The organism is Paludisphaera borealis (genome assembly GCF_001956985.1).
In the GTDB taxonomy this organism is placed as follows: Bacteria; Planctomycetota; Planctomycetia; order Isosphaerales; family Isosphaeraceae; genus Paludisphaera; species Paludisphaera borealis.
Genome location: NZ_CP019082.1, coordinates 7,450,441 through 7,465,042, shown reverse-complemented (window position 1 = coordinate 7,465,042; position 14,602 = coordinate 7,450,441). Strand labels below are relative to the sequence as shown.

13 protein-coding genes are annotated in these 14,602 nt (G+C 65.3%); 5 read left to right on the top strand and 8 right to left on the bottom strand.

Annotated features, from left to right (window positions below):
- Window positions 1–92 precede the first annotated feature (92 nt).
- The 5 genes from lipA to BSF38_RS28885 form a co-directional block, all read right to left on the bottom strand.
- Window positions 93–1,028: a lipoyl synthase gene (gene lipA / locus BSF38_RS28905; protein ID WP_076350462.1), complete on the bottom strand. Its 936-nt coding sequence runs from the start codon at window positions 1,026–1,028 to the stop codon at window positions 93–95.
- Window positions 1,003–1,737: a lipoyl(octanoyl) transferase LipB gene (locus BSF38_RS28900; RefSeq protein ID WP_076350461.1), complete on the bottom strand. Its 735-nt coding sequence runs from the start codon at window positions 1,735–1,737 to the stop codon at window positions 1,003–1,005. The genes lipA and BSF38_RS28900 overlap by 26 nt, the downstream gene beginning before the upstream one ends.
- 124 nt (window positions 1,738–1,861) lie before the next feature.
- A complete protein-coding gene (locus tag BSF38_RS28895; protein WP_076350460.1) occupies window positions 1,862–2,905 on the bottom strand; it encodes a DUF1559 domain-containing protein in 1,044 nt (347 codons plus the stop codon).
- A gap of 475 nt (window positions 2,906–3,380) precedes the next feature.
- A complete protein-coding gene (locus BSF38_RS28890) occupies window positions 3,381–4,472 on the bottom strand; it encodes a DHH family phosphoesterase (protein ID WP_076350459.1) in 1,092 nt (363 codons plus the stop codon).
- A 160-nt stretch (window positions 4,473–4,632) separates the two neighbouring features.
- Window positions 4,633–5,247: a DUF4149 domain-containing protein gene (locus BSF38_RS28885; protein ID WP_076350458.1), complete on the bottom strand. Its 615-nt coding sequence runs from the start codon at window positions 5,245–5,247 to the stop codon at window positions 4,633–4,635.
- A 274-nt stretch (window positions 5,248–5,521) separates the two neighbouring features.
- Here BSF38_RS28885 and BSF38_RS28880 point away from each other — a divergent pair, with 274 nt between their 5' ends.
- The 3 genes from BSF38_RS28880 (at window position 5,522) to BSF38_RS28870 (ending at window position 8,296) form a co-directional block, all read left to right on the top strand.
- The gene (locus BSF38_RS28880) at window positions 5,522–5,701 is read left to right on the top strand and encodes a hypothetical protein (protein ID WP_076350457.1); all 180 of its coding nucleotides are present in this window, start codon (window positions 5,522–5,524) and stop codon (window positions 5,699–5,701) included.
- 267 nt (window positions 5,702–5,968) lie between these two features.
- Window positions 5,969–6,832, top strand: a complete 864-nt coding sequence (locus BSF38_RS28875) for a protein kinase family protein (RefSeq protein ID WP_145952383.1) — start codon at window positions 5,969–5,971, stop codon at window positions 6,830–6,832.
- A 108-nt stretch (window positions 6,833–6,940) separates the two neighbouring features.
- On the top strand, window positions 6,941–8,296 hold the full coding sequence (locus BSF38_RS28870) for a protein-tyrosine phosphatase family protein (RefSeq protein ID WP_076350455.1): 1,356 nt from the start codon (window positions 6,941–6,943) through the stop codon (window positions 8,294–8,296).
- Window positions 8,297–8,328: 32 nt separating this feature from the next.
- Here BSF38_RS28870 and BSF38_RS28865 read toward each other — a convergent pair whose 3' ends face one another.
- Entirely contained in the window at window positions 8,329–8,754 is a 426-nt protein-coding gene (locus BSF38_RS28865) for an OsmC family protein (RefSeq protein WP_076350454.1), read from the bottom strand.
- Between the two features lie 1,213 nt (window positions 8,755–9,967).
- On the opposite strand from BSF38_RS28865, the gene BSF38_RS28860 reads away from it, so the two are divergent.
- Both BSF38_RS28860 and BSF38_RS28855 read left to right on the top strand, forming a co-directional pair.
- Complete coding sequence (locus BSF38_RS28860; RefSeq protein WP_076350453.1) at window positions 9,968–10,645, top strand: REP-associated tyrosine transposase; 678 nt, start codon at window positions 9,968–9,970, stop codon at window positions 10,643–10,645.
- Window positions 10,646–10,760: 115 nt separating this feature from the next.
- Window positions 10,761–11,270, top strand: coding sequence for a hypothetical protein (locus BSF38_RS28855; RefSeq protein ID WP_076350452.1), 510 nt, complete (start codon window positions 10,761–10,763; stop codon window positions 11,268–11,270).
- Between the two features lie 165 nt (window positions 11,271–11,435).
- On the opposite strand, the gene BSF38_RS28850 is transcribed toward BSF38_RS28855, so the two are convergent.
- Both BSF38_RS28850 and BSF38_RS28845 read right to left on the bottom strand, forming a co-directional pair.
- Window positions 11,436–12,758, bottom strand: coding sequence for a glycosyltransferase family 4 protein (locus tag BSF38_RS28850; RefSeq protein WP_076350451.1), 1,323 nt, complete (start codon window positions 12,756–12,758; stop codon window positions 11,436–11,438).
- 48 nt (window positions 12,759–12,806) lie between these two features.
- Entirely contained in the window at window positions 12,807–14,345 is a 1,539-nt protein-coding gene (locus BSF38_RS28845) for an oligosaccharide flippase family protein (RefSeq protein WP_076350450.1), read from the bottom strand.
- Window positions 14,346–14,602: the final 257 nt, after the last annotated feature.

Here is a 14,602-nt window from a genome sequence, read left to right as displayed (position 1 = left end):
GAAGATCGTCAGGAGGGTCTGGTTCAATCAACTAGTCGAAGAAACACCGCGCGTGGTTCGCGTGAATCTCGATCGCGGCGGAAAGCCGCGGCTTACTTGCGAGCCATCTCGTCGGCGTGGTAGCTCGATCGGACGAACGGTCCGCTGGCCACCTCGTGGAATCCCATCAGCCGCGCCAGGCGGCCCAGTTCGTCGAATTCCTCGGGGGGCAGATAGCGCTCGGGGGCGAGATGGCGGGGCGACGGCTGGAGGTACTGGCCGAGGGTCAGGAAGTCGCAGCCGATCGAGCGCAGGTCGGCCAGCGTTTCGAGCACCTCGTCGGTGGTCTCGCCCAGTCCGAGCATCAGCCCGCTCTTGGTGCGGGTCTCGGGGCTGAGGCGTTTGGCCTGTTCGAGGACGCGCAGGCTGACCTCGTACTGGCTCTTGCGGCGGACGTGCTGCTGGAGCCTGGCGACGGTTTCGAGGTTGTGGTTGAAGACCTCGGGCCGGGCTTCGAGGACGATCGCGATCAGCTCGGGACGGCCGTCGAAGTCGGGCGTGAGCACTTCGATCGTGGCGCCGGTTCGCTCGCGGACGGCCAGGACGCAGCGGCGGAAGTGGTCGGCGCCGCCGTCGGGCAGGTCGTCGCGGGTGACCGACGTGATCACGACGTGCCGCAGGCCGAGCCGGGCCGAAGCCTCGGCCACGCGATCGGGCTCGTCGGCCGCGATCGGCTCGGGGCGGCCCCGCTTGACCGCGCAGAAGCCGCAAGGGCGCGTGCAGGTCTCGCCGAGGATCATGAACGTCGCGGTGCGCCGGGTCCAGCACTCCGACCGGTTCGGGCACTTGCCCGACTCGCAGATCGTCTCCAGGCCCAGCTCGCCGATCAGGTTCTTGGTGAAGTAGGTGCCGCCTCCCGAGGGGATCGGCCGTTTCAGCCACTCGGGAAGACGTCGCGGCTTGCCGCCGACCCTGGCCGTCGTTTCCGACGTCGCGCCGGACGGCGGCGGGTCGCTCGGCCGTTCATCCAGGACTGGGAGCGTAAACATGGGACAGGACCTTCCGGCGAAGCTGCGGATGGTGCGTGTAGAGATGGCGGCGATCCAATCCGAAGACGGCTTCCGTCCGGCGGACCAACGCCTCTCGCACCTTGGACATCAGGGTTGGACGCTGTCGTCGCGATTCCATCGATGTTTGACGCAAGAACGAACCGGCTGAGCCGGGCTCGGACAGGACGTCGAACAGGTCGAGATAGGGGCCGACGTTGAGCGTAAATCCATGGTAGGCGATCCCGCGGTTGATGGCTACCCCGATGGAAGCCACCCGCGCCTCGCCCAGGAAAATCCCGTGGGGGGCGTGGCGGACGGTGCCCCGAAGCTCGAACTCGTCGAGCACCTGGAGCAGAACGTCCTGAAGACCCGCGACGTAGCCCATCGGCGACAGGTCGCGAACCGCCAGCGGCAGGACGAGGTAGCAGGCGAGCTGGCCGGGGAGATGGAGCACGCAGCCGCCTCCCCGGTTGACCCAGAACATCCGGATCCCCATCGAGGCGAGCGCGTCGTCGTCCCTCGCGATGTGCGCCCGGCTCCCCAACCGTCCGACGCTGAGGGTCGGCGGATGCTCGCAGACGATCAGCGTGGCCCCGTCGCGCTCGCCCTGCTCGTAGACCAGCCGGCGCTGGAGTTTCTGGACGTCGGCGAAGTCGACCAGGCCGAGAAGGTAGACTTCGAGAGACGGTTTCGGGGGTTCCAGCGTCATCGGTCCATCCACCCCCAGGAAAAAAACGGAGCCGCCCGCCGGCGCGCCCTCGCGAGCGCGAACGTGAACCCGAACGGTCGTCGCGCGGCCCGCGGCGAAACGACGCCCCCGCGCCCGAATGGCGTCAGTACGCCGAGGAGTCGACGACCTCGCCGCCGGCCCTGGTCCCCAGGGCGCGCCACAGGGCGATGTTGATCGAGTTGGAGAAGAATTGCACGCTGCCGTCGGCGAGGAGTGCGTTGACACCGCCGGAATGGTGGCTCCGGGCGGTCACCGAGGCGAAGGTCGGGCCGCCGAGATACTCGCGAACGGACAACGTGTCGGAGTGCTGACTGCGGCTGAAGTCGGCCGGCTCCGCGTAATTCGGAGGCCGAGCGGTGGTGAACCCGGTCTGGTCGACCGAGCCGTCCGCCCACAACGAGTGGCCGTTCCCCCAGAACGAACAGGCGGTCGCTTTCACCACGCCGCCGCGACTGTCGAAGGGAACGTCGGTCCCCGGAACTTCGCTCGGATAGCGTTTGTTCAGAAGCGAGCCGCATTCGGTGATCTGATTCTGACGGGTTCGGACTTCGCCGATGAACAGCGTGTTGCTGGCACCGTCGGTGAAATCGGCCATCTTGTGGCTCACATTGGGCGAGAACGCGGATCGGTTCGGCATCGTGCCAAAGCCGAAGCCGCCCCAGATGTACCAGTCCCCCTCGGAGACGGCGTAGTTGGTCGTGCCCGCCATCGTCAAACCAGGATAGATCAGGCTTACGTCGAACGTCGTCGAGTTGACCTCGCTGGGACAGGCGAAGGCCGCGACCGGCGTCGACGACACCGTCTGGTTGGTCGGCGCGTCGAATCCGAACCCGAAGTTGATCGCGTTGAACAAGGCGGTCTGCTCGATGAGCGGCAACAACCGCGCCTGCGCGCTCCAGCCGACCCCCTTGGGAACGTTGTTGTTGCCCACCACCAGAAGCAACGGCGGCGGAAACACACCGTTCGACGACTCGTATTGCTGAAGCGCCAATCCTAATTGCTTAAGATTCGATACGCACTGAATTCGTCGGGCTGCTTCTCGTGCCGCCATCACTGCCGGGAGCAGTAATGCAATCAGGGCGGCAATGATGAAAAGTACAACCAGCAACTCGATCAGAGTGAAACCCGTTCGCCCCTGTCGATTCATCGCAGACCGACTCCAAGGCGGCATTGATCCATGTCGATGATACGTCAGACAGCCCGAAATCAATGCGCTTTTCCGATGACCGGCGACCAGAAAACGATGACGACGGCCTCTAGCATCCAATGGTGCACAGCTTAGAGATTGGTTGTTGCCACCCACTCCTTTGGGTCCCGCGAATCGCTTGGCTTGAGCCCCCCTTGTTGTACCCGTTGCCCTCGGTTCAACGCAACAGACTTCTTATCTGTTCGAGCGTTTGTCGATATTCCGAGATCAGCGCGAAACCGAGGGGGGGCGACCGATCGGGAAGGACGTGGGATCGGCTTGAATCGTATCGGAAGAAAATGAGATCTCCGGACTCCGCGCGTTCCTGTCCATCATTCTCTTTTCGACTCGCGGGAGCCGATTCTGTCGAAAATCCGGCGAGGTGGACGCAATCCCAGTCGATGCGCGCCCCCCCACGAGGGACGGGCCGGGGTGGTCAGGGGGCGGGGATGCGCGAGCATTCGTTGAGCAGTCGACGTCCCTGGTGCTCATCGATGTCGAGGTGCGCCAGCAGCCTTCGACGGAGTTCGGTCAGGCTTTGTTCCACGAGCTTGGGGCTCGCGTCGGCGAGCGGAACGACGCCGCCGGCGCGTTTGTCGTGGCCACCGGCGCTGCCCATTCCTTCCACCACGTCGCGGAGGACTTCCCCGGCCTGTCCGCCCAGGGCGCTGGCTCGCAGCGACAGCTTGAGGCCGCCGTCGAAGAGGCCGACGGCAAGGACCCAGTTCACCTGGTCGAACCGAACGAAGAAGTCGGCGACTTCCGCGATGATGTCGGGCTGAGAGACGTCGCCGCACCAGGCGACGATCAGGTCGCGGTACAAGAAGGCATTGGCCAGCGCGCGTTGAAACGTGGCGAAGTGGCTTTGCGGGAGCTTGGGGTTGCGAATCCGCGCCAGCAGTTCCTTGTCGGCGCGGGGGAACAGCCAGACGAGCGCGCCGTCGTCGAGCGAGCTCGCCTCGCGGGGGTAGCCCGTCGTCTCCGATTCGATGCCGTAAAGCAGCGCCGTGGCGAGCTGCGGCGAAACCAGCACGCGCTGTTCCAGCAGGTAGCCGGTCACCATCGTGCTCGAAGCGCCCAGGTGGGTTCGAATGTCTTGAAAGAGCACGCCGCTCAGATCGCCGCCGGTCTCGTGATGGTCGATCACGACCTGAGGCATGGCCGCCTCGCTGCTCCGGCGTCCAGTGTGAGGCTGGCTGTCGACCATGACGACGGCCGTCTCGCGGTCGAAGTGGACCGATTCGATGGGAACCAGCGGCACGGGGATCAGCTCGACCATCGCCCGGTTCTCGGCCCTGGCGATCATCCCCTCGACGGTCAAGATCACCGGCTTGCCCGGCTGGCACTGCTGGATCAGCTCGCGAATTCCGAGCATGCTGGCGAGTGAGTCCGGGTCGGGATTGACGTGGGAGACGGCGACGACGCGGGAGAACGGGGCCAGGGTCGCGAGCAATCGATCCGACCGGACTCGTCGCTGCGAATCGATCTCAAGTTCCACGTCCTGGCTGCTGTCGCCGGCGCCCGTCATGTTTGAAGAGATCCTTGGACCGAGAGGGTTCTCTGCAACCCCTTTGCGATCGCCGACCCCCGACGCGTCGTTTCACCTGATCGCCCCACCGAGTCTATGCCAACCGCGCAAGGATTGGCCAGACGTTCCCGAGACGATCCGCCGAACGTCCGGGCCCATTTTACAACTTCGGATCGACAAGTCTCGGGGAATCTTCGCGAGGTTCGCGAGGCTCCCCTCTCTCATCGACCGGTTCGGCCTGATGGGCGGCGTTCGCCTCGCGCTGCACTCGTTCGACGGGCGACGGCTCGATGATGCCCGACGTCCGCGGCGCCGGTCGGTTGGCGAACGCGACCAGCAGGCCGATTCCGACCACCAGCACCAGCACGTTGAGCACGACCGAGCGGAAGTGCAGCCGCCGGAATCGCGCATCGCCCGACGGGCCCTCGTCCCTCGCCGCGTTGATGGCGGGAGTCAGCGAGTTCCCCGAGTAGAGCGTCAGCAGGATCGCGCCCAGAATCAGCATCGCCTGAACGCCAATCCTCGGCCCCCGGAATTCGGGGTAACACAACGGCCCGGCGATGAACGCCGGCAGCGCGATCGCGCCGGCCGTCGCCCCCCAGGCGTAATAGCGCGGGAACAGGGCCCGAACGAATCGCTCCCCCGTTTCCACCCCCAGCGTCGAGAAGACAATCGGGGCCACGGCGAATGAGAAGAACAAAATTTCACCCGTCCAGGCCGCCAGGGCGAGGAGGTAGATCGAATCGAAGATCCCCAGCAGGAAATGTGCGGACACGGACGCCGACCTCCTCGATTTGATTCCTTCAATAGACCTAGCTTAGGCGGACCGGTCGCCGCACCCAAGGGCCTATCGCCTCGATTCGGCTGGAGCGACTGATGCGGCCATGGGTGCGAGAGGGGCCTTCAGGATGGGAATTCGGACCGGTTCCGCTTCGAGGGGCTTGTTGGCATCGATGTTGCGGTCCTAAACTACTCATCGGCGGCCGACTGCCTAGGCCTCATGCGAGGTCGCGGGTTGCTGAGTCCCACGGCGAAGAGAGAAACAAACTATGAAGAAGACACTGACGTTGTTTGCCGGCGCTTGCTTCCTGGCCGGTTCGTGCATGATCGCCGGCTGCGGCGGCGAAGAGTCCAGCGTGACGAAGGAAACGACCGTCAAGACTCCGGGTGGCTCGGAGAAGACGACGGAAGTGAAGAAGGTCGAAACCAAGGGCGACGCCGCCAAGTGACCTGACATGTCGAGCGGTTTCGCTCGACATGTAACTTCGACGTACAAAGCCGCCGGGAGTCTTCTCTCGGCGGCTTGTTGCTGCGCGGCGCGCAAGCCGCCGTCGAGCTCGGCGTGCCTTGCTAGACATTCCAGTTGAATCGTCTGGGCTAAAATCGACGATTCTGCGATTTAAAGGCTCATGGAGCCCGGAGCGGACAGCCGAAAGGAAGGATGGCGTTCTCAGAATGGACTTTGAGAAGCGGATTAACCAGGGAAGTGCGCCCGCATGTCTACGACGCAGGTCGAGGGTCGAAGCCCATCGCGGGTCAAGCCGCGTCCGAGATGGTTGCGGGCGCTGGGCGACGGATCGCCTCCGGAACAGCTTGAGATCGGCGGCGGACCGCACCGGTTGGTTGAGGTTTTCAAGCACGATTCCTGGGCGGCCACGGCGCTTTATGCCGGTCCACACGGCGCCCGACGAGTGGTGAAGCTGCATCGCCGGGCTTCGGCCTTCGGCGTCCCGCTAAGCTGGGTGGGCTGGCTCACGGCCCGGCGCGAGCACCGGCTGCTCCGCAATCTGGCCGATCTTCCCGGCATCCCCGCGCTGGCCGGTCCCGTCCTGTCGGGCGGAATCCCTCAGAAAAACGCGGTGGCTCGCGAGTACCTCGACGGGCACCCGCTGGGCGATCGCGAAGCCGTCAACGACCGTTTCTTCCCGGAACTGCGCGACCTGCTGCACGCCATGCACCGCCGGCGGATCGTCTACGTCGATCTGCACAAGCGCGAGAACGTGCTCGTCGGCGAGAACGGCGACCCTTGCCTCTTCGATTTCCAGATCAGCATGGATTGGCCGAGGTGGCTCCCACTGCGCCCCATTTTTCCCATTATGAGTGGCAGTGACGACTATCATCTCCTCAAGCATTGGGCGCGGTGCCGGCCCGATCAGTGCGGCGTCGCCGACGACCAGATGGCGGCGAAGCGGCCGTGGTGGATCCGGGCCCATCGCCTGATCGCACGGCCGATCCGCGAGATGCGTCGGCGGTTGCTGGTTCGGATCGGGGTTCGGACGGGCAAGGGGCGGGTGGAATCCGAGCAGTTCGCCGAGCACGCCCTCCGCGCCGCGGCGCCTTCCGATCGTCAAGCGGCTTGACGGAATCGCCGGGATCTGCATCATCGCGGCACGTTTTTTGACAAGCGTGCCGCGGCGCGGATCGTCGGGCGATCGGATCACCGCTGAATCGGAGAGGACGCCGAGCAGATGGAAGCACAGCCCATTCGCAATCGGCTCGGGTACTGGCCGTGGCTCGTTCTGGCTTTGACGACCTTGCCGGCCTTCTGGTACGTCGTCGACTTTGAACGAAGCCTCGACCCCGAGTTCCCCAACGTCGCAAGGCAGACGTACAATCCGTATCCCCCGGCGGCTTACCGTCTGGCCGTCGCGGGCGATACGATCGATCACGCGGCGGTTTACGTCGCGTCGGCGGCCGTCGTGCTCTCCGTCTGGAGCTGCCTGCGCGACCCGAAGCGGCGGCTGCGGTACGCCGCGCTCGCGCTCTCGCTGGCCGCGTTCTGGCACGCCGCCACGCCCGGCCCGCTGATGAACGGCTGGCACGGGCTCGGCTGGCGGACGATCTTCGATCCCCGCGTGGCGACCGGGCAGCGGCTCGCGCTCGCCGGGCTGGCGATGCTCGTCGCGATCGTCGTCGTCTGGTGCTCACGGCCCTGGACGCTGCCGACCTTCTTCCGAGAGGCGCGCGATAGTCGCATCCTCGCGCTCTTGCTGGTCGCCGTCGTGCTGCTGGCGGTCCGTCAGACGTCGTGGATCGATCGCGAGCCGTTCGAGTTCTGGCCGCGTTGGTTCTACGTCTGGGGGCTGTTCGCCTGGTCGTTCGCCCTCCTGCGGGTTACCCCGCCGGCGCCGCCCGGCTGGACGCGTCGCGCGGCCGTCGCGGGCCTGATCGTCGCCTGGCTGGGGCTCGACTTCCTGGGCCGGGGGATCTTTTGGTATCAGCGCCCGATCAACCGCCTCCACGAGATCGTGCCGGGCAAGCTTTACCTCAGCGCGATGCCGACCTATCAGGGGTTGAAGATCGCGCAAGAGCGGCACCATTTCAAGACGATCGTCAACCTGTTCCCCGAGTACACCGAGATGCGGAGCCCGCACTGGCCCGACGAGCAGCGGTTCGCCCGCGAACACGGCATCGCCTGCTACAACCAGCCCGCCGCCGACCCGACTGGCGAGCAGTTCGTGAAGGACACGCTCGCCCTGGCGCAAGACCCCAACAACTGGCCGCTCCTCGTCCACTGCCACGGCAGCATGGACCGCTCGCCCGCGTGGGTCGGCATGTATCGATTCGTCGTCGACGGCTGGCCGCTCAACGAGGCGATCAAGGAGCTCGAACGCCATCGCGGGCTTCGGCCCAAGTCGTCGGTGACGCTGCTTTACAACCGGATGCTGCCGATGCTCGCCCCCGAGCGGGCCGCGACCGATCCCACGGCGGCCCAGCTCAGAGTGAACGCCCGAGGTACGGTCGACCCCGCCGAAGAGATCGCCCGACGAGCAGAAACCGACGCCCAGCAGTCGGGCGAAACCTCCGCGACCCAGCGCCGCTGAGGTCTCGCCTGGACCACGAAGCGGCCGACGCCTCAGCTTTCGAGCGTGGCGTCGAGGGTGATCTTGGCGTTCAGGAGCTTGGAGACGGGGCAGCCGGCCTTCGCCTTGCCGGCCAGCTCTTCGAACTTCGCCTGGTCGGCGCCCGGGATCTTGGCCGTCAGGGTCAGGTGGACGGCGGTGATCGCGTAGCCGTCGGCGACCTGTTCGAGCGTGACGTCGGCCTTCGTCTCCATCCGCTCGGCCTTGAGCTGCGCCTCGCCGAGGATCAGCGACAGCGCCATCGTGAAGCAGCCGGCGTGCGCCGCGCCGATCAGCTCTTCCGGGTTGGTGCCCGGCTTGCCCTCGAACCGGCTGGAGAAGCCGTAGGGGTACGCGTTGAGGGCCCCGCTTTGCGTCGAGATGGCACCCTTGCCGTCCTTGATCCCGCCCTGCCATACCGCCGAGCCGTGCGTCTTCATGGTGGAGGTTCCTCGGGCCGGGGCCGGACAATCCCGGTCGGAAGGCGCTACGATCGCCGATCCGGCCCGCGGACCGTCGCCATTGTACCGGGGACGTCGAGGGGTCATCCTGGGGCTGGGCCTGCTCGACGATCGTCCCCGACCCGGCCGACCAGCCATTGGCTTCGTTCGCGCCCGAATCGCGACTGCCCGACCCGTCCGACTCGACCCGGCCCCTGGCTTCGATTGGCTTCGATTGCCGTCATTCAGACCTGATGGATCTGATGTAAAGACCATTGCCTGAGCAATTTACGTTGATCGCGATTTTGGCTTCGATCGCGTGAGAAACACCCGGTTTTCAGTCCGTTCCCGCCCTCTCCGTTATCTGCCTTCGCATGGCCGACCATCGAATTGACCTCGGCCGATTGGCTTTGATCGCGCGCTTTCCTCTCAGCCCCTTCCGACCGATCCGCCAGGCCGATTGGGTCCGTTCGCGCGCTTTTCTCCAGTCCCTCCGGCTTGTCCGCCGAGGGCGATTGGCTTTGATCGCGCGCATTTTCGGTGCCGAGGGCGTCATCCGCCGAGGTGCTTTCCCTGCTCAACCGACAGCCGTGTTGTGAAAGAGCCGGAGGCTCGCGAAGTCCTCCAGATTAAGCATACGACCGATCGACGAACCTGATCATCAATCCCTCGCGACCGCCCGGAACTTCGCCGCGATGAGGGGCGATCGAAACGATCCGGCGATGAAAAGGGATTGCATCGGTGGCGTGGCAGTCGCGACGAGATTCTACTCGCCTGCCTCTGATCGGATGACAGTCGCAGCCGAGTCCCCCAAACCACTTTTCCGGCCTCACTGCCTCGGAGCCAGTGCGGCGCAATGGGGACTGGCTCCGAGTGTACCCGCTCGGTGCCTGTCCCCATTCCGACGCACTGCGCCCTTGGCCCTCGCGAGTGTAGCCGCTCGGTGCCCGTCCCCCTTCCGACGCCCTGCGCCCTTGGCCCTTGACATCCGCCGCCCCACGGCCTTGGCCCTCGCCATCCGCCCAGCGCCGCTGTGGAGAAGGGGGACGGGCACCGAGCGGGTACTCTCGGAGCCCGTCCCCGTTTCCGAAGCTCGAAGGGAACCGCCCGGCCGAGAAGCTCGCCCGAGCATCCTGGACATCGGTTTGGAATCGCGGGTAGTGTTAATAAGCCGATGGGCCCTGTTGCAATGCGAACCCGGGGGTGAATTCCGATGCCGCGATCGCTTCGCGCCAGCGAGGGGGGCTATTGCTACCACGTCCTGAACCGGGGCAATCGGCGGGCTGAGGTCTTCCACAAGGTCGGCGACTACGCAGCTTTCCTTGGCCTGGTCGCCGAGGCGTCGACCCGGCTGCCATTGCCGGTGCTGGCGTATTGCCTGATGCCCAACCATTTCCACCTGGTGGTCCGGCCGGACGGCGACGGCGACCTCTCGCGGTGGATGCACTGGCTGACGACCGCGCACGTCCGCCGCTACCTCCGTCATTACGAGGGGTCGGGCCACGTCTGGCAGGGGCGGTTCAAGGCGTTCCCGTGCCAGGACGACGACCATTTGCGGACCGTCGTCCGCTACGTCGAGCGGAATCCGCTGCGAGCCGGCCTCGTCGAGCGGGCCGAAGATTGGCCGTGGTCGAGCCTGGGAACCGCCTCCGCCAGCCTTGAGCGAGCGCCGCAACTCGACGCGACCCGCTTCGAACGCGGCCCCGACTGGACGGAGCGGGTGAACGCCCCCATGACCGACGCCGAAGCCGCCGCCGTCTCCGCCTCCATCCGCCGCGACCGCCCCTTCGGCTCCGACGCCTGGGTCCGGACGACCGCCGAGAAGCTCGGCCTGGAATCAAGCCTCCGCAACCGAGGCCGCCCCGCCATCCGCCGCCCCGGCGAGGCTTGAGAACCACCTAAATTGCCCAAGGTGCGTCGAGATTTAGGGATGACCCCTTTTCGACTTCCCTTTTCGACTTCACCCCTTTTCGACTTCCCGAAGAAGCAGGAAAGGATATACCTTCATGGCTGAGGTGAATTTTCACGTGATGAATGCTGCTGTTCGTGAGCACATTGCGCAGGTTGTTGGCCAAATCTGCTGCCATCAGCATATATCAAAAGATCGGAGCCTTAGTCTAGGGTTCGGAGACGTCGTCCGGCACACGTCGGCAATTGCCGATGCGGATCATGGCAAGTGGGAAGTCGGCACTTATTATAGCTCGTGGCGGATTCTCCGTGGCAAGCAGATCGTGTGCGGAAGTCAAGACACGGTGGATTCCATTGATGCACTTCGTGAGGCAATGAACTCGGTCAAATGGGGCAGCTGCACCTCTATTCGACAATTGACCGACTTTGACGTGCGTGTCGAATTCGACAACGACGTTGTTGTGGACTTTCTTGCAACGATCAGCGACGAAGATGAAGTGTTTCATCTGTTTTGTCCAAACAAGATCGTGGTCGCATTTTCCATCACTGATGGTTGGAGAGCGGGGCCTTCAGATAAGCCCTGGGGGGCAGAAAGGGGTCATTCTTAATTTTGGACGGGGGCAGAAAGGGGTCATTCTTAATTTTGGACGACGGTTGGGCGTTATAGGGGATTTAGAGGAGCGGGCTGGCGCGATGCCTCCCAGACCTCCCAAAGTCCCTTGAGAATTCGATTCGCCCTTGATACGAGGGGAGCCGACGCGTCGTGGGCCGGCTCATCCGGTCCGCCGACTTTTCGAGGCGGCTCGGCCGGTTCGAGGCGAGGCGACGTGGGACTCGGCCGGGTCGAGCCGGTGCGACGCCCGCGCGTCGCGCGCCTGGCGATGGCCGGAGATCAGTTCCATGTATCGATGGACGTGCTCGGTCTCGGACCACGGGCCGATCCGCTGCGAGTACCCGCGCGAGGCCAGGTCGGCGCGAAGGTCTTCGTCGTGGACCATCCTCCGCATGGCGGTCAACAGCTCGATCTCGGTGCGATAACTCAGCCCGCCGCCGCTTTGCTGGCCGGTTTCGAGCAGCGCGCCGCCCCCTTCGTGGACGATCACGGGCGTTCCCGTGGCGAACGCTTCCAGAACCACGTAGCCGAACGTCTCGGGAAACAGCGACGGCACGACCACCGCCCGTGAGCCCCGGAACAGGCGGGCCAGGTCGGGGCCCCCCAGGAGACCTTCGAAATGGACGTTCGGCAGGTCTTCGGCCAGACGCCGCAACGTCGGCTCGTACGGTCCGGTTCCGGCGATCCGCAGGTCGGCCTCGGGTAGGTTGCGCATCAGCGGAATGAGCTTCTGGAACCCCTTCATCGCAACCATTCGGCCGGCCGCCGCCAGGTAGGGGCGTCCGCGCGGCTCGGGCTCCTCGTCCTCGATCCCCCGCGACCAATCGTCGGGCAGGAAGTAGGGCAGGTGTACCAGCGGCGCCCACGCGCCGACGCCCCGGCGCTCGTGTTCTTCGAGCGCATGGCGGCTGGGGAAGAGCAGGGCGTCGAGGTGCCGAAGCCCGCGCTCGATCGCGCCGGTGTACCGCCAGACCTGGGGGGGGCGCTTGCCGGCGATCGAGCACCGCACGCACGACGCGCCGTCGCAGGGCTTGCGATCGTACTTCCAGAGCAGGTGCATCGGGCAGATCAGCCAGTGCTCATGAGCGGTCATGATCCGCACCGCGCGGCGATTGGCTCCGAGGCCGAGAACCCCCGGCCCTCCCACGAGCGAGATGTTGTGGAAGTGGACGACGTCGGTGTCGTCGGCGTCGAGCACCTCGCGGAGAGCTTCCGACTTGAACAAGGGCAGGCCCGTCGCCTGGGTGGCCAGCGGCGAGAGCGTGCCGCGCCCGCTCTCCAGGGGATGGAGGTGGAGCCCGGGAGTCGGCTCGTAAGCCCGGAGCGGATGCTCGCCGCGCACGGCGTTGAACGCATCAACGCAGTAGAACACGTGAACTTCGTGCCCGCGGCGGCAGAGCGCCTGGCAGAGTCGGTCCACATAGGCGGCGTCGCCGCCGAAGCTGTGCGGCCCGAAGAAGGTGGTGATCATGCAGAATTTCAAGAGCGACCTCCTGTCGCAGTTGCGTTTCGTGGCTGCGTGATGCGGCGGTCAGGCGGCTTCGCCGGCCTCGGCGACGGGGTGGAACGCGGTGCGCCAGAGTCGGGCGGGATGGAATCCACCCATCGCCAGGAGCGCGACCGCGTAGGCCAGCGCTCCTCCCGAAACGGCGAGCAACACGTGCCAGCGTTGCAAGACCAGGCAGACCGGAACCATCGCCAGCGAGGCGGCCAACGGCCTTCCCAGGTGGTGATGCCAGATCGGCTGACGTCCCTCGCGAACGAGACTCCGGTATCCAGTCAGAACCAAGGCGAGGCCCATCAGCAAGACGCCCGCCGACGCCCCCCAGAGGCCGAACTGCCAGCGGAGCAAGAAGACCAACGGTCCGATCCCGACCGCCCCCAGCACCAGCGAGCGAACCCCCACCGTCTCGCGGTTGAGCGCGATCAACGTCGTCTGATACAAGAATGCAATACTCAGGAGAGGCGCCCGCCAAAGCCCGATCGCCAGCAGGTAGCCGGTGCCCGCGTACTCTTTCGAGAACAGCATCTCCACCAGCGGCTCGGCCAGCAGCGTCCCACCGACGGCCACCGGCACGAGCACCGTCATGAGCACCTCGACCAGCGAATCCAGGGCCTCCCGGCCCGCCTCGGAATGATGACGCCAGAGCCTCGCGAGCGTCGGGAAAGCCGCTTGCTGGAAGATCAGGCCGAACGTCAGGATCGCCGTCGCGATACGGTACGGCGCGCCGTACCGGCCGACGTCCCACCGCCCGCTGGTCATCCCCACGACCAGAAGATCGGCCGCGCAGATGAGCGCTTGCGAAAGTTGGATCAGGCAGACCGTCCGCCCTCGCTGCATGATGATGTAGATGAATCGAAATTCGAATCGGAGCCGCGGCATTCGATATTTATGGAGATAGTGCAGCCACACCAGCCCGATGCCGCACGCCTCGCCGACCACCAGCCAGATCGGCACCCAGGTGATCCGCTTGACGTCCCCCACGAAGGCCAGCACCCCCGCGCCGTAGATCAGCGTCCGCAGGCAGAGGGAGATCGCCAACAGGCCGAGGCTCTCCGTGCCGCGATAGACGAAATCGAGCCCGATCGCCGTCGTGAACAGCATCAGACCGTACAAGGTCAGGACCGTCCAATCGGTGTGGTCGCGGAGCGTCAGCCATCCGACCAGCGTGAGGCCCGAGAACAGGACGGCCGCCAGCAGCGTCTTGAACGCTAGGACGTGGTCGACCAGCGGCTTGATCAGCCGAGGGTGTCGCGACAGCTCGCGGGCGACCATCACGTCGCTGCTGTCTCGCACCAGGAGCACCAGCCAGAACACGACGCTGAAGGCGAATTCGATCCGCCCGTATCCGTCCACCCCCAACCGCTTCGTCAACGCCAGCATCACGAATACCGAGCTCGCCCGGCAAACCAGCTCGGCCATGCTCAGAAACGCGAAGTTCGAGGCGATCCGACGGCCCCGGGCGCGGGGACAGATCGCGATCGCGGGCGCCGAGGAAGGCGGCTGCGTGAGCCGTCTCGACGGAACGCGATGCGGAGATCGTCGCTTGCTTAGTGTCGGGCTGGCCATTCGGGAAGGCACTTCCTTGTGTGCTCGAGCAAAGCTCGCTTCCTTACGAGCCTTCTCAGCTCGCGTTCAGACTGCCAGAACTTATCGGCTTTCTTGACTTCTCCACCTTAACAGGAACCAACCCGGCGTCTGACTCGCCCGGCCAGCGATCGAGGTCGAAGAATCGCGAAAACGCCTCCTCGCACTCGTCGGGACGCGTCCTGGAGGCGGATGCCATGGAGCCCTAACACGTTTCCAGAAAATGGCTTTCAGTGGAT